The following is a 24232-nucleotide window of genomic DNA, read 5'->3' as shown; positions in this document are numbered from 1 at the left end:
GATCGAGGCGGGGCTAGTCCCCGCCCCCGCCGCAACCGCCGCCGCCTCCCCCGCCGTCTCCGCCACCACCGCCATCGCCACCCGCGCTATCGCCAGCACCGTGGCCGGCGGCGCCGTCGCCGAAGCCCGCCGACGAGCCGTCGACCGACGAGTCCGCGAAATCACCACCACAATATGCCGCCCCGCTGCCGTCCTTGCGCAACGCCTCGCAGTCAGGGTGATAGACGAAGCCGCCCGGGATCTTGAACTTGCTGTCGAGCGCAAATAACAGCGGCAGCCTGCTCGGCCTGACCGGGTCGATATTCTCGTACTTGCAGCAGTACCACCAGACCCGCCGCAGGCCTTCATTGCTCTTGCGCTGCTCGCTGAGCACCACCGCCGGGGTGTGGTGCAGGAAGCCGCCGAACGCGCGGCGGCAAAACGCATCATACTCGCGGGTATAGAGTATGAACTCGTGCCAGAGTTCGTCGGCGACCTGCGACGGCATCGAGACGTAGCGTTTGCCGCTCATGAGATAGGCGAGGAAAAACTGCCGCAGGCCCCGCGAGACCAACGCGCTGTCCTTGCGCTGGAACGCCGGATAGTGCTGCTCCAGCCGCTGCAGCAGTCCACTTGGCCAGCGGAAGGTGCGGATGAATTCGGCACGCCTGAGGGTCAGCCATTTGCCATACAGGCGCGCGGCAATGACCAGGACGATCACCGCCGCGATGGCGTTGCCGACGATGATGGCTGGCACGATCCCCTCGCGCTCCGCGTTAGAGATTGCGCAAGCTGGCAAACAGCGCGACGCCGAACAGGGCGGCGGCGCCGAGCAGGAAGCCGAGCACGAACATCCCGAACCCGCCTTTGCGTTTCGGCGGCTCCTCCGCTGTTGGTTCGACCATCGGCGTTGCCACCATCGCGTGCTCGCGCTCGATCATGCGGCGCGCGACATAGTCGGTGACGGCATCGACGATAACCGGCACGTCGTGGGATTCGGCCAGCACGATGCGGCCGAAGCGGGTGTCCTGCACGAAGCGGTAGATGCGCTTGTCGCGGCCCATCAGGATGTGCGCGACGACGTCGATCCACAGCCGCGGGGTCTCGCCCTGGCTGACGCCGCGATCGAACAGGTCGACCTTTTCGGGGATCTGCGCGAACAGGGGATCGAGCGCCTCGTTCATGATTTCAAGCCGCGCCACCTCAGCGTCGCGCAGTTCGACGACGACGCCGGTGCGATCGGCGGCCTCGATCCTGGCCTTGCGCAGCGCGTCGCGCAGCCGCGCCGGTTGCGGCTCGGTCGTGGCGGTACTCTGAACGTCTGACATCTTGCGGCCCGCCTTTGTCCTGAAGGTTTGGCGGGGGTTAACCTAGCAGTAACCATGTTTTCCGCAAAGCTCGTTTGTTCCCAATGACTTAGGTTTTGGTTGAAAAGCCGGATTCGGTTGAAAACGGCCGACGGCCCCACCCGGAGATCCGGATGGGGCCGCCCGCTTCTGTTTTCCTTGGACGTTTCTTCTTAACTGGTCGGCAGCAGCCGCTCAGGCCGAGGCTTACGCTGAGGCTTAAGCAGAGACTCGGGCCGGCTCTTCCACGATGGAAAAGCGTACGCCGGCCTTGTGGCGGTTCTCTTCCGAGACGACGCGCCAGGCGTCCTCGGCTTCCTTGCGGGTCTTGAACGGGCCCTGAACCTGGGCCGAGCCTTCCACGAGCTTGTGGAAGTTCATCGACCCGAACTCGCCGCCAATCACCCAGAAATTGCTGCCTTTGGTCATTGTCAGTCTCCTGTTTCCAGCGTTAGCCGAACTGGTTCATCGTGTTGTGGGCGCCGCCCGCCTTCAGAGCGGCTTCTCCGGCGAAATATTCCTTGTGATCGTCGCCGATATCGGAGCCGGCCATGTTCTGGTGCTTGGCGCAGGCGATACCCTGACGGATCTCCTGGCGCTGAACATTCTTCACATAGCCCAGCATGCCCTGCTCGCCGAAATACTCCTTCGCAAGGTTATCGGTCGACAGAGCCGCCGTGTGATAGGTCGGCAGCGTGATCAGATGGTGGAAGATGCCGGCACGCTTGGCTGAATCGGCCTGGAAGGTGCGGATGCGCTCGTCGGCTTCAATGGCCAGCGGCGTATCGTCGTATTCCGGCTTCATCAGTTCGGCGCGGTTGTACTTGCTGACATCCTTGCCGGCTTCCTTCATCGCGTCGTAGACCTGCCAACGGAAGTTGAGCGTCCAGTTGAACGACGGCGAGTTGTTGTAGGCCAGCTTCGCGTTCGGGACGACTTCGCGAATGCGGTCGACCATCTTGGCGATCTGCTCGATATGCGGCTTCTCGGTCTCGATCCACAACAGGTCGGCGCCGTTCTGCAACGAGGTGATGCTGTCGAGCACGCAACGGTCTTCGCCGGTGCCGGCGCGGAACTGATAGAGGTTGCTGGCAAGCCGCTTCGGACGCATCATCTTGCCGTTGCGGTTGATGATGACATCGCCATTCCTGGCGTTGTCGGCCGTCACTTCCTCGCAATCCAGGAAGCTGTTGTACTGGTCGCCGAGGTCGCCCGGCTTGTGGCTGACGGCGATCTGTTGCGTGAGGCCGGCACCGAGCGAGTCGGTGCGGGTCACGACGATGCCGTCTTCGACGCCGAGTTCGAGGAAGGCATGGCGGCAGGCCCGGATTTTCGCCAGGAACACCTCGTGCGGCACCGTCACCTTGCCGTCCTGGTGGCCGCACTGCTTTTCGTCGGAGACCTGGTTTTCGATCTGCAGCGCACACGCACCCGCTTCAATCATCTTCTTGGCGAGCAGGTAGGTCGCCTCCGCATTGCCGAAACCGGCGTCGATATCGGCGATGACGGGCACGACGTGGGTCTGGAAGGTGTCGACCTTTTCGATCAGCGCCTTTTCCTTTGCCTTGTCGCCTGCCTTGCGGGCCGCGTCGATGCCGCGGAAGATATCATTGAGCTCACGGGAGTCCGCCTGACGGAGGAACGTGTAGAGCTCTTCGATCAGCGCCGGCACCGAGGTCTTCTCGTGCATCGACTGATCCGGCAGCGGTCCGAATTCGGAGCGAAGTGCTGCGATCATCCAACCGGAGAGATAGAGATAGCGGCGATCGGTCTTGCCGAAATGCTTCTTGATCGAAATCAGCTTCTGCTGCGCGATGAAGCCATGCCAGCAACCGAGCGACTGGGTGTACTTGGTGGGATCGGCATCATAGGCAGCCATGTCGCTGCGCATCAGCGCCGCGGTGTACCGGGCGATGTCGAGGCCGGTCTTGAAGCGGTTCTGCAGACGCATCCGCGCCACGGCCTCGGCGGTGACGCCGTTCCAGGTCGGCTGGGTCTCGAGCAGCGCCTTGGCAGCGGCAAGCGCGCTCGCATAGGAAGCGGGTCCCTGGATGGCCTGGTCGCTGATCCCACGTGGCTGATAGTTCATTTGCATAATCCTTTCGGTGACGACTAATTGCAACGCGGGCCTATTCGACATTCATGACAGTGCATTGCAAAACGTGCCGAGAGCTAAACGCCCAAATCCCCATTTCGGATAGATAGCTTGATTTCAAATGGTGATGTCATGTAACATCTGAACTTGTCATAGATGTCATTTTGTTAATTTTGTCACAAATAGGTCAGGAAGACTGACATGGCGAGCGAGTCCGGAAAGAAGCTGTTTGTGGGGCCGCGCTTCCGCCGGATCCGCCAGCAGCTCGGCCTGTCGCAGACCCAGATGGCCGAAGGCCTTGAGATTTCTCCGAGCTATATCAACCTGATAGAGCGCAACCAGCGCCCGGTGACGGCGCAGCTGCTGCTCCGGCTGGCGGAAACCTACGACCTTGACCTGCGCGATCTTGCGACCGCGGACGAGGATCGTTTTTTTGCCGAACTGAACGAGATCTTCTCCGATCCGTTGTTCCGGCAAATCGACCTGCCGAAGCAGGAACTGCGCGATCTCGCTGAATTGTGCCCCGGTGTGACTCATTCATTACAACGGCTGTACGCCGCCTATACCGAAGCCCGCCGCGGCGAAACGCTGGTCGCCGCCCAAATGGCCGACCGCGACGAGGGAACCCGATTCGAGGCCAACCCGATCGAGCGGGTCCGCGACCTGATCGAGGCCAACCGCAATTACTTCCCCGAACTCGAGCAGGCCGCGGAAAGCCTGCGCGACGAACTGAGCGTCGCGCCGGAGGAATTGTTTGCGGCATTGGCGGCGCGATTGCGCGAAAAGCATTCGATCGTCACCCGCATCATGCCGGTCGACGTGATGCGCGAGACGCTGCGGCGATTCGATCGCCATCGCCGGCAGCTGTTGATCTCGGAGCTGATCGACGGCCCCGGCCGCGCCTTCCAGCTCGCGCTGCAGGTGGGCCTTGCCGAATGCAGCGCCAGCATTGACGCCATCGTCAATCGCGCCGGCCCGCTCGACGACACGCCGCGACGACTCTACCGGATCACGCTGGCGAATTATTTCGCCGCTGCCACGATGATGCCCTATCAGGCATTTCATGCCGCGGCCGAAGCGCTGAACTACGACGTTCACGTGCTGGCACAGCGATTCAATTCCGGTTTCGAACAGGTCTGCCATCGGCTGACCACGCTGCAGCGGCCGAACGCGCGTGGCGTGCCGTTCTTCCTGCTGCGCGTCGACAATGCCGGCAACGTCTCCAAGCGGTTTTCCTCCGGCACCTTTCCGTTCTCGAAATTCGGCGGCACCTGCCCGCTGTGGAACGTGCACTCGACGTTCGACACGCCGGACCGGCTGCTCAAGCAGGTCATCGAATTGCCCGACGGCACGCGTTACTTCTCTATCGCGCAGATGGTGCGCCGGCCGGTGGCACCGCATCCGCAGCCGCAGCCGCGCTTTGCGATCGGACTCGGTTGCGAAATCCGCCATGCCAGCAAACTGGTCTATGCCGCCGGCATGGACTTGGAGAAAGCCGAGGGCACGCCGATCGGGGTCAACTGCCGGCTCTGCGAACGTGAAAACTGCAGCCAGCGCGCCGAGCCGCCGATCACGCGGACCTTGATCCTGGATGAGAACACGCGGCGGGTGTCGTCGTTTGCGTTCTCCAATGCGAGAGAGTTGTGAGCATGCCTCTCCAAGCAACGCCGTCATACCCCGCGAAGGCGGGGTACCCAGTACGCCGCGACTTCCCGGCCTTATCACCGGCGCCTCGGAGTACTGGATCGCCCGCCCCCCCGTGCGCAATTGCGCACTCAGGCGGGCGATGACAATTGGAAATTTGTCGCTTAGTGCGGCCACAAATCCCCTGACCTGAGAGATAACCGAATGTTCGTTTCATTCTTCCCCCGCCCGAAAATCTTCTTTATCTCCGCGATCGTGTGGGCCGCGTTGGCGATGACGCTCTGGTATAGTTACGCCAACGAACTGTACGGGTCGTCGGCGCCTGTTGTCGGCGTCTCGACCTTCTGGTCGGTGCGTTCGCTGTGGTTCGATCTGTATTTCTGGGCGTTCGTCGGCATCTTCACAGCCTTCTGGATGTGGTTTTCGCCGCATCGCTGGGCGCTGTGGTCGATCCCCGGCTCGGCACTGATCCTGTTCGCCACCTATTTCCAGGTCCAGGTCAGCGTCGCCATCAACACCTGGTACGGGCCGTTCTACGATCTGCTCCAGGCCGCGCTTTCGAAATCGAAGCCGGTCACTGTCGAACAGATCTACGGAGAATTTTCGACTTTTGCCGGCATCGCGCTGGTCGCCGTTACCGTCGGCGTACTGACGCGTTTCTTCGTCAGCCATTACATCTTCCGCTGGCGCACCGCGATGAACGATTTTTACATCGCCCACTGGCCGCGGCTGCGCACCATCGAAGGCGCCTCGCAACGCGTCCAGGAAGACACCATGCGGTTTGCGACCATCACCGAAGGCCTCGGCGTCAATTTCATTAGCGCGATCCTGACCTTGATCGCCTTCCTGCCGGTGCTGCTCAGGCTTTCCAGCATTATCACCGAGCTGCCTATCGTCGGTGCGATCCCCTATCCGCTGGTGATCGCCGCGATCGTGTGGTCGATCTTCGGAACCGGTTTGCTGGCGCTGATCGGAATCAAGCTGCCCGGCATCGAGTTCTTCAACCAGCGGGTTGAAGCCGCCTACCGCAAGGAGCTCGTGCTCGGCGAAGACGATCCGGCGCGCGCCGATCCGATGACGCTGAATGAGCTCTTCGTGCACATTCGCAAAAACTATTTCTGGTTCTATTTGAACTACCTGTACTTCAACGTCGGCCGCATCGTCTATTTGCAGACCGACGTCATCTTTCCTTACATCCTGCTGGCGCCGACGATCGTCGCCGGCAAGCTCACGCTTGGTCCGCTGCAGCAAATCCTGAATGCGTTCACGCAGGTGAGAAACTCGTTCCAGATACTGATCAACTCCTGGACCACGATCGTCGACCTGCTCTCGGTCTACAAGCGCCTGCGCGGCTTCGAAGCCATGATCGCCGGCGCCCCGCTGCCCGACATCGAGCACGTGAAGGAGCCGGCGGGGATTTGAGGGGGACGGCGACAGGGCCGCTCCGCGCGATGCTGTCATCCCCCGCGCATGCGGGGGATCCAGTACGCCGCGGCCTATCGGTTCAATCATTGTCGCCTCTGGGATACTGGATCGTCCGCCTTCGCGGACGATGACAGCGGAAAACGCAGCTTCACGTTCCCGCGACGCGTTGCGCCCGAGGTTTGCTGGAAAACTTCATGTGGTTGCGGGACGCGCAGGAAGCATAGGCCGATGGATCGAAGAAGCTGATTGGCATGGCAGTGTGGAGCGCGCGACTGCTTGCGAGCCGCCAAGGGCCATGTTGACTCCCGGCCGTCGTTGCTGCCAGGACCCGGCCGACGCCGCGGCGTCGCATAGCTCGGCAAGCGAGCCCGCCCAGTTTTCCACTTGTTTCCAGACGATGGCGCGCAGCCGCCGCCTGGGCCACTCATCAAGCGCTCGCAACACCGACGGTGTTTGGCAGAAGCCGAAGTAGCCGCGCCATCCGGTGAGATAGGCGGACAACTCCTTGACAGTCTGCCTTGAGCTGCGCCCGCATGCTGTGCGCCGCGTCCAGTTCTCGGACCCTTGCCTTGAAGCGGGCGATCGCCTGCGGCGCGATGCGCAATCGCAGTTCGCTTCCATAGGTAAAGCTAAAGCCCAGGAACTTGCGGACGCTCGGTTTGGCGACCGCACTCTTGGCCTTGTTGACCTTTAGCCTGAGACGCTTGGCAAGGAGACCGTTCGATGCCGGTCATTACTCGCTCGCCCGCACGTTGGCTGCGCACATAGATGTTGCAGTCGTCGGCATAGCGCACGAAGCGGTGACCGCGCTTCTCCAGTTCCTTGTCCAAGACGTCCAGCATCAGGTTCGACAATAGCGGCGAGCAGCCCACCTTGCGGCGTGCCTTCCTCCGTCCGGACTGACCAGTCCTCCCTCCATCACCCCTGCGGTCAAGCCGCGGATGAGCTTCAGGATGCGCTTGTCAGCTACCCGCTTGGCTACGAGCCCCATCAGGATGTCATGGTTGACCCGGTCGAAGAACTTTTCCGGAATTTCGATATCCACGACGACGGCGTGTCGGACGCAATATAGCTCTGCGCCCGTTCCACCGCCTGATGTGCCGAGCGCGCTGGCCGGAAGCCGAAGCTCGTCTCGGAGAACGTTCCGTCCCCAGTCGTACCAGCGCCTGCATCGCCGCCTGCTGGATCAGGCGGTCGACACCGTCGGAATGCCGAGCAGCCGTACGCCGCCCGACGCCTTCGGTATCCACGCGCCGCACCGGCTGCGGCAGCCAGTTGCCGTCAAGTAGCTGAGCCCGGATCGCAGGCCAGTGCTCCTTCAGGTAGGCGGGCAATTCGCCAGCAGTCATCCCATCGACGCCTGCCGCACCTTTGTTGCGTTTCGCTTGCGCCAACGCTTCTTTCCAGGTTCTCACGCTCGACAACGTCTTCCATCGACAGTCCCGCGACCGCCGGGCGTTCGAGACAGACTTTCGCCGTGCATGCTTCTGGCTCTCGGGCGGCAGCGCTTCGGCTTCCTCCGCCCCGGTGCCCGAGTTCAGTTCGATCTGATTTTTCTGCCGCATGGCTCGCACGAGATCGTCGCTCTGGTGGCCTCTTCCAGCGTTCAGGCCTTCGGCGGCGCGCTGCCGCTACTATGCCCTCTGCTGACTTCTGCGCTGCGGTCAGCCGCCTTGCGACAGCCTCGATCCCAAAAGCCGGGACACAGCGCAGACCTCCCGAGGTAAGACCGATCGCCTTCACCGCACGCCCGCCGGATTTACCGCGACCCATTGATGACCGTGGACTTCGCGACCAGTAGCTCGCTCGTCCGGCCGGGTAGGCCTCGATATCCGGTGTTTGTCCATCGGGCCGCGACTTTGCTCCACGCTTTCTTCGGACCCCAGCCTCGCGATGACGCCCTTGCGCTTCGCTAATCCTTCGCCGCCATCAGGCTGGAAAGAAGACCTTCACTCCCAAGCTGTCGATCATGCTCGGCACACTACTGGATCACCCGCTTTCGCGGGTGATGACAGCTGAATGTGTGTTCACGATCTCGCGACGCATTGCGCCCGAGCTTTGCCAGAAACTTCCCGCCCTCTCATAAGAGGGCGCAGGGAAGACCGGGTGCGCGCTGCACCCGCGGTCTCGTGTGCGGTTTGTAGATAGAAAGCTGCACACGAGCATACAGGGCAGCGGAGAACACCCGGCCTTCCCTGCGCAATGGCTTTACGGCTTATAACGAGCTCTCCCCGGAGAACGGCTCTTTTGCCTCCGTTGCGCCCTGGAAGCTATTGCCTCCAGGTGCATTGACGCCAGCACCGCGACGTCAGGACCACACGTCTTCGCCGTACGATCCAGCGCCTTTGGTCAAGGGCACCGTCACGTCCACCGCAACCCCGTCCAACGTCCGTGACCACGGCCGACGCCCTTCTGACTAGGACGGGATGGCCAAATACATACCTTTGATTTGGCTTCCGTAAAAGCGAAATATTTTTTATTTTGGGGCTTGACACGATTTCCGAATAGCAGAACTGATTTGCCCCGGCTTCGCCAAGGCTATGCCGGGCGCGGGCCGTCGGGCTAGATGTTGTGGCCTGTAGCCCGGATGAGTCAACGGGTCGCGCGAATGCGCGCCCGATGACAGGCTCCGCGATATCCGGGTCTTGTCGCGCACCGCCCCCGCATGTCGCTGCGCTCATGCGGGCTACGGGCTGCCGTCAGGCGATGAGCCGCTCAAATCGCACGCCGGCGACCTGCGACCATGCTGTAGACAAACAGGACCACAATGGCGCCCACGACCGCGCCGATCAGGCCGGCGCCCTCGCCGGGCCGATACCAGCCGAGTGCTTGCCCGAGAAAGGTCGCGACAAACGCGCCGACGATGCCGAGTATCGTCGTGAGGATGAACCCCGAGGGCTCGTTGTCTCCCGGCATGATGAATTTCGCTATCACGCCAGCCAGGAAGCCGATGATGATCGTCCAGATAATACCCATGTCAAAATCCTCGGTTGAACCTCAGCTCGGAAGGCGTCCGTCGGGCGTGTACCGATCGACGGCAGTCGGAAGCTCGCGTGAAAGCCTTGCCAAAAGTTCTTCCTGCGACAGGCCGGTCTGCTGTTCCAGCGCGGCCAGCACATCCGCGCCAATTGCCTGTTTCAATTGTGGAGCAGGAAGCTCCTTGTTCGGCCCTTTGCTGACCCAGGACTCGGCAGCATCGCCCTGGCCGTTCTGCTTGAAGCGTTCGAGCAATTCTCCGAGCCCGCCGCCCAGCAGGCCACCTGCGCCACCGCCCGCGAGAGCGCCACTCAGATTACCAAGCAAGCCGCCCAATGGGTTTTGCTGGTTGCCGGCACCTGGCTGCGTGTTGCTGCCGGTCGCCCCTTTCAGCAACTCGGCGAGTTTGTCCCTGTTCTGGTAGCCCGCCAGAGCGAGCAAACCCAAAAGCGCCGTCATCGATGGCATCCCGCGCGACATGTAAGCCTCCTGCTGTGAATCACTGCGCCTGCAACGTTCCACTTCCCGTTGAGTTCCAGCGACGCCGCCAGAAGGGAACCTGCGGGGCAGCACCAGGGTTGATGGTCAGGTGGGGTAGCGCCGAAAGAGGACAGGCAGGCATGGCGGAGCCGGATGTTCGGAAAGGTATGCCGCCGGTCAAGCTCGACCGCGATGAATTCGAGCAACGCTACCGCCGGCGGTTTGCCGACCCGGCTTTTGCACCGCTGCAGCGCGAACTCGACGCCATCATCAGCGCGGCATGGGACGCCTACACGCACTCGCGCAAGGCGCCCATCACGCGCAAGGCGGGTCCGGGTTTTGCCGATCCCAACTACGACCTTTCTGTCGATTGGCTCGCCGCGCGTGAAGCAATCCTGGCCGCTCAGCGACGTCATGACGATCCCAGCGAACCGAGACGCATTCTCATCATCAACGGTTCTGCGCGCAGCGAACATACCTGTCCCGGCGAGATGTCCAAGACCTGGCGCCTCGTCAAGCTCGCCGAGCCGGTGTTGTCAGGGATGGGACTTGCCATCGATATTCTCGACCTGTCGCGCCTGACGTCGGAATTCGGCAGGCAGATTCATCCCTGCAAATCCTGCGTCTCGACCTCGATGGCGCTGTGTCACTGGCCATGCAGTTGCTATCCCAATTATTCGCTCGGCCAGACCGACGACTGGATGAATGAGATTTACCCGCTGTGGGTCGCGGCGCACGGCATCATGATCGTAGCGCCGGTGAACTGGTATCACGTTCCGACGGCATTGAAGGCGATGATGGACCGGCTGGTGTGCGCCGACGGCGGCAATCCCGATCCAACCTCCACGCACGGCAAGAAGGCCGCCGAAGCCAAGGCGCTCGAACTGAAGGGCTGGCCCTATCCGCGGCATCTGGCCGGCCGGTATTTTGGCATCGTCGCCCACGGCGACAGCGTTGGCGCCGAAACGCTACGCCGCTCGATGGCGGATTGGCTGACCGACATGTCGCTGATCTCGGCCGGCGGAATGGCGGAGCGGGACGGCTATATCGGCTACATGGAGCCCTACGCGACGTCGCATCAGGCATTGGACGAGGACAAGGCGTTTCAGCAGGAGGTCGTCAACGTCGCGCAGGCGCTGGGCACGGCGGTGAAGCTTTCGGCCGCCGGAAAATTGCAGGATCCAGCCGCGGGCCTGGTGGAGCCGGACCCGAAGTGAGCGAGGCAACCATCCAGTCTCTCGGCGCGGCGAACTGTGCCGGATATTCCGGCTGGGTTAATCGTCGTCGTCCGCCGCCCAAGGAACGGTGCCGCTCTTCCACTTGCCTTCGACCTTGTTGGATTCCTCGATCAGCTGATCGATGACGCTGATCGGCTTCTTGTCCGGGTTCTTCTGGCAGAAATCAAAGATCAGCGGGAGCAGCTTCTTTTCGTTCATCAAATGGAGATCGACGTACTGGCTGTCGCCTTCCAGCAACGCGATGTTGGCGGCGCTCATGTAGCCCTGCACCCAATAGAACATCAGGGAGTTGGTGATATTGTTGAAGCCCTCTGCGGGATTCATGTCCTTGGCGAGCTTTTCGCAGGACGCAACGCCGATTCCGTTGGTCGCCAGTGGTTGTGCGCCGGCGGGCGCGGCGAAGGCGAAGAAGCTGGCCGCAAGGGTCGATAGCCAATAGGGATTGCGGTTGATAGCGCTCATGTAAGCTCCGTTGGTGCGCAATAGCTGCAAGGCAATGGCTGCAAGTATGTCTTGCAGATTGCCTCATTGGCAGATGCAAGTCGAATCCTCTCGCCCCTAAGGTAAGCGCAGCTGCCTCAATCGCGCGTCAGCCGGCCTGTCTCAACGCGCGCACGATGCCTTGGGTATTCCAGCTGCATGGCGACGAAGTCGGCGGTGGGCCCGCCGTAACGCGCCTCGATTTCGGACAGCGTCTGGTCCAATGCCCTGGCCGGCGGCGAACCGCCGATCGCCGGCAGCCGCCGCTCCGCCGGCCAGTTAGCGGCGACCTGATCGGGCAGGATACGAATGCCGTTGCGGCTCTGCTGCGCGCCAGAAGTGGCTGAAAATGTCAGCGCGCGCGAGCGATAGGTGCGCGACCAGGCGTCCGCGACCAAGGCCAGCGATACTTCGTCCATGCCAGGGATAAGCTGGATGCCGAGTTGCTCGCGATTCCAGAAGGCCATGACATTGCGGATCGCCGTCAGCGCGAATGGGCGCGTGAACTGAAAGGCGTTGCTGTCGTGACGGGCATCCCAGTCGGCAAGGCCGATCTCGCGGCCGACCGCCACAGCCTTGTCGCGGCCGGCGATGGCCTCGATCAGGGTCAGCGACATCGGCATCGACGCTGATATTCCCGTCGTCGTCGCCACGCCGTCGTCGACCACCAGCCGCCGGTTCGCGACATAGCGGATCGAGGGATGCTTGCCCTGCAGCTCCTTCAGCGAATACCAATGCGTCGTCGCCCGTTTGCCGTGGAGCAATCCGGCCTCGCCGACGACTTTTGCCCCGACGCAGACGCCGATGACGATCGCGCCCTTGGCCGCCTGGCGCTGGATCCATTGCAGGGCGGACGGATCGTCGTCGCGGCTCATGGCAGGGACGATGACATAGTCGGCGCCCTCCGGATGCTGCGCATCGAAATCAGCGATGGTCGCCTGCGGCTCGACCTTGAGTACAGGGAAAAGTAACATCGGCCCCGGATTGGTTGCCAGCGTCACCACATCGGCGACGTCGGCGCGCCGCAGGATGCCATAGGGCATCAGATAGTCGGTGGTCTCGGTGGCATCATTAATGCCGATGATCGCGATCAGGGGGCGCTGGCGCTTCGGTGGCTTCAGCGCCGCAAGCGTGGCGTCGGCCTCCTCCTTCGCGATCGGCGGCGCGGCTGCAAACGTCGGCGCCGGCGGCAGCGTGAAAATCCAGGCCGCGCCGACGATTCCGACAAGCGCGAGCGCGCCGAAGCCGGTCCATCTTACAAGTCGCCAGTTCATGGTTCCTCGCTCTGACATCCCTGCGATTTGACGCGCAAGCTACTGCGCGCCTGGCTGTCCTGAAATGGCGTAAATCGCGCAAAAACTGCCATGCCGCGAAGGAGCGTCTTCGTTCATGGTTTCATCTAGCGGCAACAACGCCCGGCTCATGCGGGTTCGCAAAGACAGCCGGAGCAAATATTCGGCGGTCGATCAGACGGCTGTTTTTCAGTCAATTTGGTCATTATGTTGTGAACACTCTGCAGAAGATAAAATTTGGTCTGATCGATCCGCGTGGGAACCGGTGCGCGCCTCGCACGTCATTCGATATGGTCCATGCCAGGCAGGAGGGCAAATTTGTCCGAAGCTCCACTCATTCTGGTCGTCGAGGACGAGTACCCGTTGCAGGGTCTCGTCGAAGCAACGTTGATCGAAGGCGGTTTCGAAACCGACATTCTGTCGTCGGGCGAAGAGGCCCTGACCCTGTTCCGGGGCCGGGTCAAGAACTACCGCGCCCTCGTCACCGACGTCAGCCTGAAGGGCACGATGAGCGGTTGGGACGTGGCGATGCAGGTCCGGGAGATCGACCCGCAGTGCCCGGTCATCTACATGACGGGCGTGGCCGCCGATGAATGGTCATCGCGGGGCGTCCCCAACAGCGTGCTTCTGCAAAAGCCGTTCGCGCCGGCACAGCTGATCACGGCGGTGTCCCAGCTGCTGAATACCGGCCCCGGGGCAACCATGAGCGTGAGCAAGTAACCACGTCTCATCCGGGTCATGGTGGATGAAGGCGTCAATCACTTCCCTATCCGCGCGAGCGCTGTTAGGTTCGGCCTCGCAAAAACACGGCAAAACGTCGCCGGTCGCTCGGCGCAACTTTGGGGAGAAAGACGAAAATGTTTTCGCATGTCATGATCGGGACCAACGATTTGGACAAGGCCAAGGAGTTCTATGACGCCTTGCTGGGCACGCTGGACATTCCGCCCGGCCGCGTCGACCGCCACCGCATCTTCTACCGCAGTAAAACCGGCACCTTCTCGGTGTCGAAGCCGATCGACGGCAAGGCGGCGTGTCACGCCAATGGCGGCACGATTGGCTTTACCGCGAACTCGCCCGAACAGGCTGACGCGTTTCACGCGGCCGGCCTCGCCCATGGCGGCAAGACCTGCGAGGACCCGCCGGGCATCCGCGAGGGCGGCGGGGTGAAACTCTACATCGCCTATCTGCGCGATCCCGACGGCAACAAGCTCTGCGCGCTGCACCGCGTGGCGTGAGGCCTGACCGGAAAGGCTGGCAGTGGAAAGGCCCGCTTCTCAAGCGGGCTTTTCTTTTGGCGGGAGAACCTTCGAAGGTGAATCGCCGGTTGCATGGATTTGCCCGACCCATCAAGGCGCGCAAAGTCGCGCGAAAATGAAACCTATCTCTTAATCAAAACCGGATAGTTTTGGGATGGCGGATCTTGCGGACAGGGCAGGTTTGCACCGCGCCTCATTAAGGCCGGACCGCGGCTCGGGGATATCGGACGATGGACGATACGGTTCAAATACGCTGCCCACGATGCAAATCGAGCTTTCGGGACAAGGCCCGGCAGGTGCAAACCGGCTATTCCCGGCAGTGCCCGCGCTGCGAAACCATCGTTTTCTTTGAAGACGGCTCGAACGACAAGGGCATCCAGCGCGCGCTGCTGGACGCAAAACGCCTGCGCCGGGCGCTGCGGGAAGCCGCCGAAGTCGGCAAACCCGCCAGCAGGCCGTTTGTCTATCGGAGGTCGTGAGACGAAGCCGGCGCCGAAACCCTACCGTCCCTTATACACCGCCCGGCGCTTTTCCTTGACTGCGGCGGCGGCTTCGACGGCGTCTTCGCTTTCCTTCACTTCATAAAGCTGGCGCTGGGCGCGGCCGGATTGTTCGGACGGCCCAACCGGCAGAACGCCTTCGGTGACGAAGCGCTTCAGGGTTTTCAGCACCAATGGCGAGAACTCGGCCATCTCGCGCGCCATCTTCAGCGCGACCTCGACCTGCTGCCCGACCGGCACCACCTCGTTGACGAGGCCGATATTCCAGGCCCGCTGGACGTCGACGACGCGGCACAGCAAAATCATTTCCATCGCGATCTTGTGCGGGATCCGCGCAGCTAACCCTGCGATCATGCCGCCGGTAAATCCCATCCGCGCCTCCGGATAGGAGAACCTGGCATTCTCGGCGGCCACCGTGAGATCGCACATCATCGACAGCACCAGCGCGCCGCCGACGCACCAGCCGCCCACCGCGGAGATGATCGGCTTTGATGTTTCGAACCCGACGGTCGGAATGCAGCGCCACAGTTCGGGAAAATTGCCGGTATCGGCGCCGCCGGAAAACGCCTCGTTGCCGGCGCCGGTCAACACCGCGGCCTTCTGCGTCGGCGAGCGCTCGAACTCCACAAACGCTTGCTGCAGCAGCAGCGCGGTCTCGGCGCAGATGGCGTTGCGGCGTTCGGGCCGGTTGATCGTGACCAGCGTGGTGCCGTCGGAATTGTTCTCGACCAAAACTTTCTGCATGGCGTTTTCCTTTTTCTTGACGGGTCTGCAGCTTAGCGGGGATACTTCGTCTCAACCAGCTGCGGGATTGTTCGTATCAGCCCGCCAAGTTCGCCCGAGGTCAGCAGCAGGACAACGTCATTCGGCCGCAAGATGTCGCTCAATCTCTGCAATGCCTCGCTCGCGTCAGTTATCGCCTCGGCATCGTAGTTCGCGGCCCGGACGCGGGCGACGATTTCGTCCTGGGTCAATTGGGCATGCGAGCCGGCGCCCTGCGATGCCGGCTCATAGATGAAAATCCTGGACGCTCCCGCAAAGGCGTCGTCATAGGCCGCTATGGCCGCCCGGTTTCGCCAGGTGAATGTATGCGGTTCGAAAACGATGATCAGCCTCCGATCGGGGAAATGCAGTTTCGTGGCGACAATCGCGCTTCTGGCCTTTTCGTAGGATGAGCCAAAGCCTTCGTAGACCGGCACCCGTGACGCGGGCGAGAGCAACTCCATGCGGCGCTTGACGCCCAGGAACGTGCCCATGCCGGCGTTCAGCTCCTCCGGCGACAGCAGCTTGTTCTCCAGCAGCATCGCACTGACGCCGACGATATTTTCGATGTTGTGATCGCCGAGCATCCGGGTCGAGAGGCGAATGATCTTTTCGCGGCCGCGCATCAGGTCGAAACCGGTTTCCGCGCCGCGCGCGATGTTGGCGGCATGCCAGTGCGTCTTGTCGTCCAGCGCATAGAAAACGCTGGCGCAGGCGAGGCTTCCGGCCAGGGCGCGCGCGTGCGGCTCGCCGCTGTTGACGACCAGAAGCCCGTCTGAAGGCAGTGAGCCAAGCAGGCCGCGAAACGGCTTAAGATAATCCGCGTGCGTCGGAAAGACGTTGATGTGGTCGTGGGTCGCCGAGGTGAGCAGGACGTTTTTGGCGTTGTAACGAAGAAATTTTGACCTGTTGTCCCAATTCGACGCCGGGTATTCGTCGCCTTCGAGAACGAACGTCGCCCCCTGCCCGCGGTGCGCGTGCCGTTCGAAGCCGTTGGTGATCTCACCGATAAAATAGCTCGGATCCTTGTTCGCGACCCGAAGGCACCACGCCAGCAGCGCGGTGCAGGTCGATTTGCCGTAGCTTCCCACTGCCACGATCGTCTCGGAACCAGCGGTCATGTCGTGCAGCAAATCCGCAAACGACCGCACCGGCTTTCCGCTGTCCATCGCGGCGCGAACTTCTTCATTGCTGTCAGGCTGAAGCTTGGCGTTCTTGCCGATCACGATGACATCGGCGTCATCTGGAATATTCTCCTTGCGGTATCCCGCGGCAAACGGGATCTTCTCATTCCTGAGATAGTCGCTGACCGGCGGGTAAAAGCCTTCGTCGGACCCGGTAATCTGCACCCCCATCTGCCGGAGCAGCAGCGCCGTCGCGCTCATGCCCTTTCCGGCGATGCCAATGAAATGCGCCTTCGAAAAATTCATCCGTCCCCCGAGAATCGCGTTCGTCCCGCCACGACTATCGCACATCCACCGCGACCGAGCCGATACCCCCGAGGTCGAAGCGATAGCTCGCGTCGGCTTCCGGAAACACCGTCTTCATCACGGCTCCGGTCATGACGGTCTGGCCCGCCTTCAGCCCCACGCCCCGCGAATTGAGCTGTGTGGCAAGCCAGGCGACCGAATTGTAGGGATGCCCGAGGATGTCGCGGCCATGGCCCTCGCCGATCGCAGCATGATCCTTCGCGGCTCGCCCGAGCACGTTCTCCAGATCGGGCCATGTCGTCGCAAACTCCGACAGCACAATGCCGGCGTTCCAGGAATTGTCCGCGACCAGCGAGAGGACATCGAGGTTGGAATAGTCGGCGCCGCGATCGTCCACGAGTTCGACGGCAGCGCACACGCCGTCAATATGAGGCGCGACCATCTCGGCGGTGCATGGCACGCCGGTGACCGGCACGTCGGATGCGATGCGAACCGCGATTTCGAACTCCAGGCCGAGCCGCCCGAAATCCGCGCGCCGGACCGTCGCCCCCGAGCGATGCACGCGGCGTGCCAGCACGACACCCGCGATCGGGTGATCTATCCCGCAGAATTTCTGCATCGCCGCCGAAGTCAATCCGACCTTGTAGCCGACGGTGTCGCCATGCGCGCCCTGGAGCAGCGCGACGTATCGCTGCTGGATATCATAGGCGTCCGAGATCGTGGCTGGCTTGTCCGGCGGCTTGAGCGACCTGAACGTTGCGTTGGCCTTGTGCTCCGCGAGCAGCGCTTCGGCCGCACGCCGGGCCGCTAGATCGTCCATCGGTTCTCTCCCTTTCGCCGACAGTAGCGATTATCAGGAGCCGATGATACCGGCGAGGTGCCATGCCCGCGCCGCTGACGTCCCGCAGCCATGAAAAAGCCCTCGCACATCACGAGGGCCGGTTCGCCTATTTCTCTTTGGCGCGGAGTTCCTCGATCGGGATTTCCTGCGACGAAGACCTCATCCGCTCCAGCATAAATTGATTCCGATTTGGCCTGACCCGGATCAGACCCGGGATAGTCCGCGGACAACGAGATTGCGGGCCCGGTGTCGGCCATCCGAGCCATCAGGCGAATTGCCTCCGCGGTTTCGATCCGGTGCAGGCGGCTGGTCTTCGCTGGGGATCAGCGTGGCCTCGAACGGCAGGCCAGGTGCCTGTTTGGCCGTTCCCGAGCAGGACGCCATCCGGCCATTGAATCTCCCCGCAAGCTCCACCTCGACCTCGTCGAGGCCGAACAGCGTGGGCGGACCCGCAACGCGCCGTGTGATCGCCACCGCCGCGCTGAAGCGGTCGCCGTCGACTTCGCAGCAGCCGCTATAGGTGAAGAAACTGTCGCCGCCCGAAATCCTGCCATTTGCAAGGTGCACGATGGCGGTGCCCTCGCCGCGCGAAGTCCGAAACCAAACAGCATATCGGCCGTCTCTGTGCATGAAAAAACTCTCGCATCTAAATAACTAACGATTGGCACCAACTAAAGGTTGTCGCTTTGGTCCGCTACCAGCGCGTCGCGGAGTAGCTAACGACCATCAAAGGACAAGCAGAAAATTTTAGCGAATGCCGCGTAGCCCGCATGAGCGCAGCGATATGCGGGAATGGAAGACCCGGATGTCGCTTTCGCTCATCCAGGCTACATGGTCGCAAAAACGAGGCCTTATCCAGGCGTCGCTCGCCAGGTCACGTGGTTGTCCTGGCTGTCTGTAACGTGGGTTAGCGAAGCGTACCCACCCTCTATCTTTCGTCGGGACGATTGGTGGGTATCGCTGCGCTCGACCCACCCTACTCCACATCACTCCGCGGCTTGCCGGATCTCCGGCGCGTCGAGCACTTCCAGCACCTTCGGCGGCGACATCGGCAGTGCATAAAAGCGTTTGCCGAGCGCGTCGTAGATCGCGTTCGCCACGGCGGCCATCACGGGGACCAGCGGCACTTCGCCGACGCCTTTGACGCCTTGCGGATGTTTCGGGTTCGGCACCTCGACCATGATGCAGTCGATCATCGGCAGGTCCGAACACACCGGCATGCGATAATCGAGGAAGCCGGGGTTATCGACCTTGCCCTCCTTGGTGTAGATGTATTCCTCGTTCAGCGCCCAGCCGATGCCCTGCGCGACACCGCCCTGCAGCTGGCCCTCGACATAGCCGGGATGGATGGCACGCCCGACATCCTGCACGGCGGTGTAGCGGATCACCCGCGCGATGCCGAGTTCGACGTCGACCTCGACGTCGCAGATATGCGTGCCGAAACCGCCGTCCGCCCCTTGGGTGTTGAGCTGCACGCCGGCGCCGATCGGGCCGCCCATCGTGGGCGCCTTCTCGGCGAGATCCTTCAGGGTCAGCGGCGGGAATTGGCCAGCATTCGGGCTCACCGGATGCGCCGCGCCGTCTTCCCACTTCACCGCTTCGGGATCGATTTCCCAGATTTTTGCCGCGCGCTCGCGCAAGGTCTTGATGATCTGTTCGGTCGATTGCGTCACCACGATCGAGGAGGCAAACAGCACGCGGCTGCCGCCGGTCAGATTGGAAAAGCCGATGGTTTGCGTATCGCCGATGATGACCGAGACGCGGCGGTAATCGATGCCGAGCAGCTCGGCACAGATGTTGGCGATGCCGGCGCGCGAGCCGCCGATATCGGGATGGCCCGTGGTGACGACGACGTTGCCGTCCTCGGTGATATTGACCTGCGCGGAGGATTCGCCGCCGGCGTTGAACCAGAAGCCGGAAGCGACGCCGCGTCCCTGAAGCCTTCCGGGTTGTTTTCCTTGCCCCTTGCCGAGCGGCGTCTTGTAGTGATCCGACGCCTTCGCCGCTTCCACCGTCTCGATATAGCCGATGCGCGGGAACGTCGGGCCGTGCGCGGCCTTGGTGCCTTCCCTGGCCGCGTTCTTCAGGCGGAAGTCGAGCGGGTCCATCTTCAGCGCCTCGGCGACCTCGTCGAGCACGCATTCCACCGCATAGGCGCCGATCGGCGCGCCCGGCGCGCGATAGGCCGCGACCTTGGAGCGATTGGAGCAGACGTCATAGCCTTCCGACAGCAGGTTCGGGATGTCGTAGGGTGTGAAGCTGCAACCGGCCGCGCCGCGGATCGGCGAACCCGGCAGAGCACCGGCCTGCAAATAGAAGGTGCCGTGCGCGGCGACGATTTTCCCGTCTTTGGTGGCGCCGATCTTCACCGTGCTCTTGGAGCCCGACGTGGGCCCAGTCGCGCGCATCACTTCCTCGCGCGTCATCACCATTTTTACCGGACGGCCGGATTTTTTCGCCAGCAAGGTCGCGAGCGGTTCGAGATAGACGATGGTCTTGCCGCCGAAGCCGCCACCGATCTCGGCGGGGATGGCGCGGATGTCACTCTGCGGGATGCCGGTGAGATAGGCCGTCATCGCGCGGACCATGAACTGGCCCTGGCTGGAGCTCCAGATCGTGGTCTTGCCGTCGGGCGCGACGCTGATCAGACAGGCATGCGGCTCGATATATCCCTGATGCACCGGGCGCGTCGTAAACGTCCGCTCGATGACCACGTCGGCCTTCTTGAACCCTTCGGCGAGATCGCCCTTCTTGTGCTCGAGCCGGCCGGCGATGTTGGAAGGCTTGCCCTCGAACTTGTTGAACTCGTGCAGGATCGGCGCGCCCGGCAGAATCGCGTCCTCGATCTCGATCACGAAAGGCAGCACTTCGTAGTCGACCTCGATCAGTTCGCAGGCCTTGGCCGCGATCGCTTCGGAAGTGGCGGCAACGGCCGCGATGGGATGCCCGGGGAACAGCGCTTTTTCCCGCGCCATGACGTTGCGGCACATCCAGCGCATGTCCTGGATGCCGAGCATGACCGCGCCGTTCTCGATCGGGAAATCGACGATGTCGCGTGCGGTGACGACGGCCTTGACGCCGGGCAGCGCTTCCGCCTTCGCGGTGTTGATCGATTTGATGCGCGCATGCGCATGCGGGCTGCGCAACACCTTGCCCCAGATCATGCCGGGCATATTGGTGTCGGCGGCAAACTGCGCGCGGCCGGTCACCTTGTCCATGCCGTCAGGACGAATGGTGCGCTGGCCGATCCACTTGTTGTTGGTGACGACGTTCATGGTGCTTGCTCCAGCTTTTATTGGGCGCGCATTTCGGCGGCGGTATCCATCACCGCGCGCACGATCTTGTCATAGCCGGTACAGCGGCAGAGATTTCCGGCGAGCCAGAAGCGAACCTCTTCCTCGCTCGGCTCCGGATTTCGCTTCAGGAGCGCGTCCGATGCCACCAGCATGCCCGAGGTACAGATGCCGCACTGAAGCGCGGCCATTTCCAAAAACTTCTGCTGCAGCGGATGCAGATTCTCGCCCTGCGCCAGGCCCTCGATGGTGCGCAGCTCATGGCCCTCGGATTCGACCGCGAGCATCAGGCAGGAACAGACGAGGTTGTCATCGACCGTGATGCTGCACGCGCCGCAGTCGCCGGAGGCGCAGCCTTCCTTGGAGCCGGTGAGACCCAGCGGCCCGCGCAGCGCATCGAGCATGGTGTCGTTGGGTTCGCAGAGAAACTCGGACGGTTCGCCGTTGATGGTGGTGGTGACGTGGATTTTGGCCATGGAGCTTAATTCCCTTTGGCGCGTTGGGCGGCAATCGCGGTGGTGCGTTTGAGCAGCACACCGGCCACTTTGGTGCGATAGGCGATGGTGCCGCGCTTGTCGTCGATCGGACGGCAGGCGGCAGAACAGGCGGCCGCTGCGGCATTGAGCGCGGCATCATCGAGCTTGCTGCCGATCAGGGCTTTTGCGGCCGGTTCAACCAGCAGCACGGTCGGCGCGACAGCCCCGAGGCCGACGCGGGCGGCGGTGCAGACGCCGTCTTGCAGCGTCAGGCTGACGCCTAAGCCAACCACGGCGATGTCCATTTCGGTGCGCGGGATCATGCGCAAATAGGCGTCGCTCGAGCCTTTGGGACGCGGCGGCAGCGTGAAGCTGACGAGGATCTCGCCGGGCTTGAAATGGGTGCGGCCCGGACCGGCCGGCACCTGTTCCACCGGCAACTCACGACGCCCATCCGGCCCCTGCACCGTGACGATGGCGCCGGCGGCGACCATGGCGGGGACGCTGTCACCGGCCGGCGAGCCGTTGCAGAGATTGCCGCCCGCGGACGCCCGTCCCTGCACTTGTTTGGAGCCGATCAGATTGATGGCCTCCAGCACGCCGGGCCAGACCTTGCCAAAGCGCGCATGGTCATGCAGCGCCATGCCGGAAACGGCGGCGCCGACGCGAAACCCACCATCGGCGGTTTCCTCGATGGCCGTCATCTCGGCGATTTTCTTGATGTCGACGATCAGGCCAGGCTTCACGACGCCGGCACGCATTTGCACCAGAAGGTCGGTACCTCCGGCCAGGATGCGCCCTGCACTTCCGGCCGCGGCGAACGCCTTGATCGCTTCATCCAGCGAACTGGGCGCCAAATATCGGAGTTCCGTCATGGTTGTCCGTCATCTCCCATTTTTCTGCCCGCCCCAATTGGACGTCGGCCTTATGCGGCCCGCAGTTGCGCCAGCCTACACGGGCAGAGGGGGTTGGAACAGCCTCCGGGCTGCGGTTCTGGCGGCAGGCTCCTATGCAGCAAGCGGGCTTGCGCGGCTTTAGGCGGGTATATCGGCCGATTACGCTTGCGCAAATGCTGGCTACAGGCTGTACAAATTGCGGTCCCTCCTACGCGAGCCGGTGACGACAATGCCGACCCTTTCGACCAGAATTCATGTTGCGGTCACAATTTTTTCAGCTCTCGTTGTTTCCTCCGCGGCCTTGTCCCAACCGGCCCCGGCGCCCGTGCGACCGGCGCCCGCCAGACCCGCGGCTGCGCCTCAGCCCAGACCTGACGCGGTGCCCGGCCAGCAACCCGTCGCGCGGCCGGTCGCCGCAGCCCCGCGCGGCGGAGCGGCGTGCCACAACGGCATGAGCTTCGATCGTTTCCTCGCCGGCCTCAAACAGCAGGCGGTGGCGGAAGGCGTCTCGCAGCGCGCGATGGCGGAAGCCGCCCCCTACCTCGTCTACGACCAGAGCATCGTCAACCGCGACCGCGGCCAGCGGGTGTTCGGCCAGGTGTTCACCGAATTCTCGCGGAACAGGGCGTCCGAAGGTGCTGCAAAAAATGCCCAGGCACGAATCCGGATGCATCAGGCAGCGTTCAACCGCGCCGAGAAGGAATATGGCGTGCCGCCGGCCGTGATCGCCGCGTTCTGGGGGCTGGAGAGCAGTTTTGGCGCCGAACTCGGCAAGCTGCATACACTGCCGTCGCTGGTCTCGCTGGCATACGACTGCCGCCGCTCCGAGATGTTCCAGAAGGAGACCATCGCCGCGCTGAAGATCGTCGATCGGGGCGACCTCACGGCAAGCGAGATGATCGGATCGTGGGCCGGCGAACTCGGCCAGACGCAATTTCTGCCGACGCATTATTTCAACTATGCAGTCGATTACGACGGCGACGGCCACCGCGATCTCCTGCGCAGCGCGCCCGACGTGATCGGCTCGACCGCAAACTACATCGCCAATGGATTGAAGTGGCGGCGCGGCGAGCCATGGCTGCAGGAAGTGCGCGCGCCGCAGAACTTACCGTGGGATCAGGCTGACCTCACCATCAAGCTGCCGCGCTCGAAATGGGCGCAGCTTGGTGTGACGTATGCCGACGGCAAGCCGTTGCCGAACGATGATTTGCCGGCCTCGATGCTGTTGCCGATGGGCCGCACCGGCCCGGCGTTCCTGGCCTACGCCAATTTCGCCGCCTACACCGAATGGAACAACTCGCTGATCTATTCCACCACCGCCGGTTATCTCGCAGCCCGTATTGCCGGCGCAGCGCCGATGCGCCAGCCGGCTGTGCCGGTGGCGCAACTGCCGCTCAACGAACTCAAGGAGTTGCAGCAGCTTCTGGTGCGCGCCGGCTTCAACGTCGGCAAGGTCGACGGCATCATGGGACAGCTGAGCCGAACGGCCGTGAAGACGATGCAGATCAAGTACGGCCTGCCGGCGGATTCCTGGCCGACCGCGGAGTTACTGGCGCGGATGCGCGGCACGCGCGCCGAGCCCGCCGCGATGGCGTTGCCGCAGGCGCGGTGAGGCAAGCTCCGCTCTCTGTGCTCCCTCGCCCCGCTCTTGCGGGGACAGGGTTGGGGTGAGGGGCTCTCTCAACGACCACTGATGCAAGTTGTTGTACCTGTACCCCCTCACCCGCCGCGCAAGAGCGCGGCGACCTCTCCCCGCAAGCGGGGCGAGGTTAAGCAAGCGCGCCCGAAATATTTGCCTACGCCCAACCCCTCCCAAGCGTTGT

25 protein-coding genes are annotated in these 24232 nt (G+C 62.7%); 7 read left to right on the top strand and 18 right to left on the bottom strand.

Features of this window, described 5'->3' with window-relative positions; genetic code table 11:
- Positions 1-13: 13 nt before the first annotated feature.
- From ACSQ84_RS15685 to ACSQ84_RS15670, 4 genes are all read right to left on the bottom strand, one after another.
- Complete coding sequence (locus ACSQ84_RS15685; RefSeq protein ID WP_436212588.1) at positions 14-736, bottom strand: glycine-rich domain-containing protein; 723 nt, start codon at positions 734-736, stop codon at positions 14-16.
- A gap of 19 nt (positions 737-755) precedes the next feature.
- Positions 756-1307 carry a hypothetical protein gene (locus tag ACSQ84_RS15680; RefSeq protein WP_436212587.1) on the bottom strand — a complete coding sequence of 184 codons (552 nt, stop codon included), beginning with the start codon at positions 1305-1307 and terminating at the stop codon, positions 756-758.
- A gap of 237 nt (positions 1308-1544) precedes the next feature.
- The gene (locus tag ACSQ84_RS15675; RefSeq protein WP_044540035.1) at positions 1545-1754 is read right to left on the bottom strand and encodes a DUF4170 domain-containing protein; all 210 of its coding nucleotides are present in this window, start codon (positions 1752-1754) and stop codon (positions 1545-1547) included.
- A 22-nt stretch (positions 1755-1776) separates the two neighbouring features.
- Positions 1777-3414, bottom strand: a complete 1638-nt coding sequence (locus tag ACSQ84_RS15670) for an isocitrate lyase (protein ID WP_436212586.1) — start codon at positions 3412-3414, stop codon at positions 1777-1779.
- Between the two features lie 207 nt (positions 3415-3621).
- Here ACSQ84_RS15670 and ACSQ84_RS15665 point away from each other — a divergent pair, with 207 nt between their 5' ends.
- Both ACSQ84_RS15665 and sbmA read left to right on the top strand, forming a co-directional pair.
- Positions 3622-5067: a helix-turn-helix domain-containing protein gene (locus ACSQ84_RS15665; RefSeq protein WP_436212585.1), complete on the top strand. Its 1446-nt coding sequence runs from the start codon at positions 3622-3624 to the stop codon at positions 5065-5067.
- Between the two features lie 201 nt (positions 5068-5268).
- Positions 5269-6486 carry a peptide antibiotic transporter SbmA gene (sbmA, locus tag ACSQ84_RS15660; RefSeq protein WP_436212584.1) on the top strand — a complete coding sequence of 406 codons (1218 nt, stop codon included), beginning with the start codon at positions 5269-5271 and terminating at the stop codon, positions 6484-6486.
- Positions 6487-6681: 195 nt separating this feature from the next.
- Here sbmA and ACSQ84_RS15655 read toward each other — a convergent pair whose 3' ends face one another.
- The 5 genes from ACSQ84_RS15655 to ACSQ84_RS15635 form a co-directional block, all read right to left on the bottom strand.
- Positions 6682-7110, bottom strand: a complete 429-nt coding sequence (locus tag ACSQ84_RS15655) for a group II intron maturase-specific domain-containing protein (protein ID WP_436212583.1) — start codon at positions 7108-7110, stop codon at positions 6682-6684.
- Between the two features lie 8 nt (positions 7111-7118).
- On the bottom strand, positions 7119-7331 hold the full coding sequence (locus ACSQ84_RS15650; protein ID WP_436212582.1) for a hypothetical protein: 213 nt from the start codon (positions 7329-7331) through the stop codon (positions 7119-7121).
- Positions 7331-7534, bottom strand: coding sequence for a hypothetical protein (locus tag ACSQ84_RS15645; RefSeq protein WP_436212581.1), 204 nt, complete (start codon positions 7532-7534; stop codon positions 7331-7333). The genes ACSQ84_RS15650 and ACSQ84_RS15645 overlap by 1 nt, the downstream gene beginning before the upstream one ends.
- A gap of 1670 nt (positions 7535-9204) precedes the next feature.
- Positions 9205-9465 carry a GlsB/YeaQ/YmgE family stress response membrane protein gene (locus ACSQ84_RS15640; protein WP_436212580.1) on the bottom strand — a complete coding sequence of 87 codons (261 nt, stop codon included), beginning with the start codon at positions 9463-9465 and terminating at the stop codon, positions 9205-9207.
- Positions 9466-9486: 21 nt separating this feature from the next.
- Positions 9487-9945, bottom strand: a complete 459-nt coding sequence (locus ACSQ84_RS15635; RefSeq protein WP_436212579.1) for a YidB family protein — start codon at positions 9943-9945, stop codon at positions 9487-9489.
- A 140-nt stretch (positions 9946-10085) separates the two neighbouring features.
- On the opposite strand from ACSQ84_RS15635, the gene ACSQ84_RS15630 reads away from it, so the two are divergent.
- A complete protein-coding gene (locus ACSQ84_RS15630) occupies positions 10086-11162 on the top strand; it encodes a flavodoxin family protein (protein WP_436212578.1) in 1077 nt (358 codons plus the stop codon).
- Between the two features lie 57 nt (positions 11163-11219).
- Here ACSQ84_RS15630 and ACSQ84_RS15625 read toward each other — a convergent pair whose 3' ends face one another.
- Together ACSQ84_RS15625 and ACSQ84_RS15620 are read right to left on the bottom strand one after the other, a co-directional pair.
- Positions 11220-11645, bottom strand: a complete 426-nt coding sequence (locus ACSQ84_RS15625) for a hypothetical protein (protein ID WP_436212577.1) — start codon at positions 11643-11645, stop codon at positions 11220-11222.
- A 116-nt stretch (positions 11646-11761) separates the two neighbouring features.
- Entirely contained in the window at positions 11762-12937 is a 1176-nt protein-coding gene (locus ACSQ84_RS15620; protein ID WP_436212576.1) for a DJ-1/PfpI family protein, read from the bottom strand.
- 336 nt (positions 12938-13273) lie between these two features.
- On the opposite strand from ACSQ84_RS15620, the gene ACSQ84_RS15615 reads away from it, so the two are divergent.
- From ACSQ84_RS15615 to ACSQ84_RS15605, 3 genes are all read left to right on the top strand, one after another.
- The gene (locus ACSQ84_RS15615) at positions 13274-13675 is read left to right on the top strand and encodes a response regulator (RefSeq protein WP_436212575.1); all 402 of its coding nucleotides are present in this window, start codon (positions 13274-13276) and stop codon (positions 13673-13675) included.
- 137 nt (positions 13676-13812) lie between these two features.
- Positions 13813-14190, top strand: a complete 378-nt coding sequence (locus ACSQ84_RS15610) for a VOC family protein (protein ID WP_436212574.1) — start codon at positions 13813-13815, stop codon at positions 14188-14190.
- Positions 14191-14441: 251 nt separating this feature from the next.
- Positions 14442-14690: a hypothetical protein gene (locus ACSQ84_RS15605; RefSeq protein ID WP_436212573.1), complete on the top strand. Its 249-nt coding sequence runs from the start codon at positions 14442-14444 to the stop codon at positions 14688-14690.
- A 21-nt stretch (positions 14691-14711) separates the two neighbouring features.
- On the opposite strand, the gene ACSQ84_RS15600 is transcribed toward ACSQ84_RS15605, so the two are convergent.
- From ACSQ84_RS15600 to ACSQ84_RS15570, 7 genes are all read right to left on the bottom strand, one after another.
- Positions 14712-15455 (bottom strand): enoyl-CoA hydratase/isomerase family protein, encoded by a 744-nt coding sequence (locus tag ACSQ84_RS15600; protein ID WP_436212572.1) that lies wholly within the window; start codon positions 15453-15455, stop codon positions 14712-14714.
- Between the two features lie 32 nt (positions 15456-15487).
- The gene (locus tag ACSQ84_RS15595; RefSeq protein ID WP_436212571.1) at positions 15488-16903 is read right to left on the bottom strand and encodes a UDP-N-acetylmuramate--L-alanine ligase; all 1416 of its coding nucleotides are present in this window, start codon (positions 16901-16903) and stop codon (positions 15488-15490) included.
- A gap of 34 nt (positions 16904-16937) precedes the next feature.
- Positions 16938-17723, bottom strand: a complete 786-nt coding sequence (locus ACSQ84_RS15590) for a 2-keto-4-pentenoate hydratase (RefSeq protein ID WP_436212570.1) — start codon at positions 17721-17723, stop codon at positions 16938-16940.
- Positions 17724-17948: 225 nt separating this feature from the next.
- Positions 17949-18374, bottom strand: coding sequence for a hypothetical protein (locus ACSQ84_RS15585; protein WP_436212569.1), 426 nt, complete (start codon positions 18372-18374; stop codon positions 17949-17951).
- Positions 18375-18730: 356 nt separating this feature from the next.
- A complete protein-coding gene (locus ACSQ84_RS15580) occupies positions 18731-21019 on the bottom strand; it encodes a xanthine dehydrogenase family protein molybdopterin-binding subunit (RefSeq protein ID WP_436212568.1) in 2289 nt (762 codons plus the stop codon).
- Positions 21020-21036: 17 nt separating this feature from the next.
- Positions 21037-21513, bottom strand: coding sequence for a (2Fe-2S)-binding protein (locus ACSQ84_RS15575; protein WP_436212567.1), 477 nt, complete (start codon positions 21511-21513; stop codon positions 21037-21039).
- A 5-nt stretch (positions 21514-21518) separates the two neighbouring features.
- On the bottom strand, positions 21519-22388 hold the full coding sequence (locus ACSQ84_RS15570) for an FAD binding domain-containing protein (protein ID WP_436212566.1): 870 nt from the start codon (positions 22386-22388) through the stop codon (positions 21519-21521).
- A gap of 472 nt (positions 22389-22860) precedes the next feature.
- On the opposite strand from ACSQ84_RS15570, the gene ACSQ84_RS15565 reads away from it, so the two are divergent.
- Entirely contained in the window at positions 22861-24021 is a 1161-nt protein-coding gene (locus ACSQ84_RS15565; RefSeq protein WP_436213087.1) for a lytic murein transglycosylase, read from the top strand.
- The last annotated feature ends 211 nt before the right edge of the window (positions 24022-24232 follow it).

It is taken from the genome of Bradyrhizobium sp. LjRoot220 (assembly GCF_964252915.1).
In the GTDB taxonomy this organism is placed as follows: Bacteria; Pseudomonadota; Alphaproteobacteria; order Rhizobiales; family Xanthobacteraceae; genus Bradyrhizobium.
Note: the sequence above shows the minus strand (reverse complement) of the source record. Positions and strands in the feature narration are given on the sequence as shown.

Coding starts and splice junctions, on each gene's coding strand:
- ACSQ84_RS15680 (WP_436212587.1), bottom strand. CDS start 1,307: ATGTCAGACGTTCAGAGTACCGCCACGACCGAGCCGCAACCGGCGCGG.
- ACSQ84_RS15675 (WP_044540035.1), bottom strand. CDS start 1,754: ATGACCAAAGGCAGCAATTTCTGGGTGATTGGCGGCGAGTTCGGGTCG.
- ACSQ84_RS15670 (WP_436212586.1), bottom strand. CDS start 3,414: ATGAACTATCAGCCACGTGGGATCAGCGACCAGGCCATCCAGGGACCC.
- ACSQ84_RS15665 (WP_436212585.1), top strand. CDS start 3,622: ATGGCGAGCGAGTCCGGAAAGAAGCTGTTTGTGGGGCCGCGCTTCCGC.
- sbmA (WP_436212584.1), top strand. CDS start 5,269: ATGTTCGTTTCATTCTTCCCCCGCCCGAAAATCTTCTTTATCTCCGCG.
- ACSQ84_RS15655 (WP_436212583.1), bottom strand. CDS start 7,110: ATGGAAGCGAACTGCGATTGCGCATCGCGCCGCAGGCGATCGCCCGCT.
- ACSQ84_RS15650 (WP_436212582.1), bottom strand. CDS start 7,331: ATGCTGGACGTCTTGGACAAGGAACTGGAGAAGCGCGGTCACCGCTTC.
- ACSQ84_RS15640 (WP_436212580.1), bottom strand. CDS start 9,465: ATGGGTATTATCTGGACGATCATCATCGGCTTCCTGGCTGGCGTGATA.
- ACSQ84_RS15635 (WP_436212579.1), bottom strand. CDS start 9,945: ATGTCGCGCGGGATGCCATCGATGACGGCGCTTTTGGGTTTGCTCGCT.
- ACSQ84_RS15630 (WP_436212578.1), top strand. CDS start 10,086: ATGGCGGAGCCGGATGTTCGGAAAGGTATGCCGCCGGTCAAGCTCGAC.
- ACSQ84_RS15625 (WP_436212577.1), bottom strand. CDS start 11,645: ATGAGCGCTATCAACCGCAATCCCTATTGGCTATCGACCCTTGCGGCC.
- ACSQ84_RS15620 (WP_436212576.1), bottom strand. CDS start 12,937: ATGAACTGGCGACTTGTAAGATGGACCGGCTTCGGCGCGCTCGCGCTT.
- ACSQ84_RS15610 (WP_436212574.1), top strand. CDS start 13,813: ATGTTTTCGCATGTCATGATCGGGACCAACGATTTGGACAAGGCCAAG.
- ACSQ84_RS15605 (WP_436212573.1), top strand. CDS start 14,442: ATGGACGATACGGTTCAAATACGCTGCCCACGATGCAAATCGAGCTTT.
- ACSQ84_RS15600 (WP_436212572.1), bottom strand. CDS start 15,455: ATGCAGAAAGTTTTGGTCGAGAACAATTCCGACGGCACCACGCTGGTC.
- ACSQ84_RS15595 (WP_436212571.1), bottom strand. CDS start 16,903: ATGAATTTTTCGAAGGCGCATTTCATTGGCATCGCCGGAAAGGGCATG.
- ACSQ84_RS15590 (WP_436212570.1), bottom strand. CDS start 17,723: ATGGACGATCTAGCGGCCCGGCGTGCGGCCGAAGCGCTGCTCGCGGAG.
- ACSQ84_RS15585 (WP_436212569.1), bottom strand. CDS start 18,374: ATGCACAGAGACGGCCGATATGCTGTTTGGTTTCGGACTTCGCGCGGC.
- ACSQ84_RS15580 (WP_436212568.1), bottom strand. CDS start 21,019: ATGAACGTCGTCACCAACAACAAGTGGATCGGCCAGCGCACCATTCGT.
- ACSQ84_RS15575 (WP_436212567.1), bottom strand. CDS start 21,513: ATGGCCAAAATCCACGTCACCACCACCATCAACGGCGAACCGTCCGAG.
- ACSQ84_RS15570 (WP_436212566.1), bottom strand. CDS start 22,388: ATGACGGAACTCCGATATTTGGCGCCCAGTTCGCTGGATGAAGCGATC.
- ACSQ84_RS15565 (WP_436213087.1), top strand. CDS start 22,861: ATGAGCTTCGATCGTTTCCTCGCCGGCCTCAAACAGCAGGCGGTGGCG.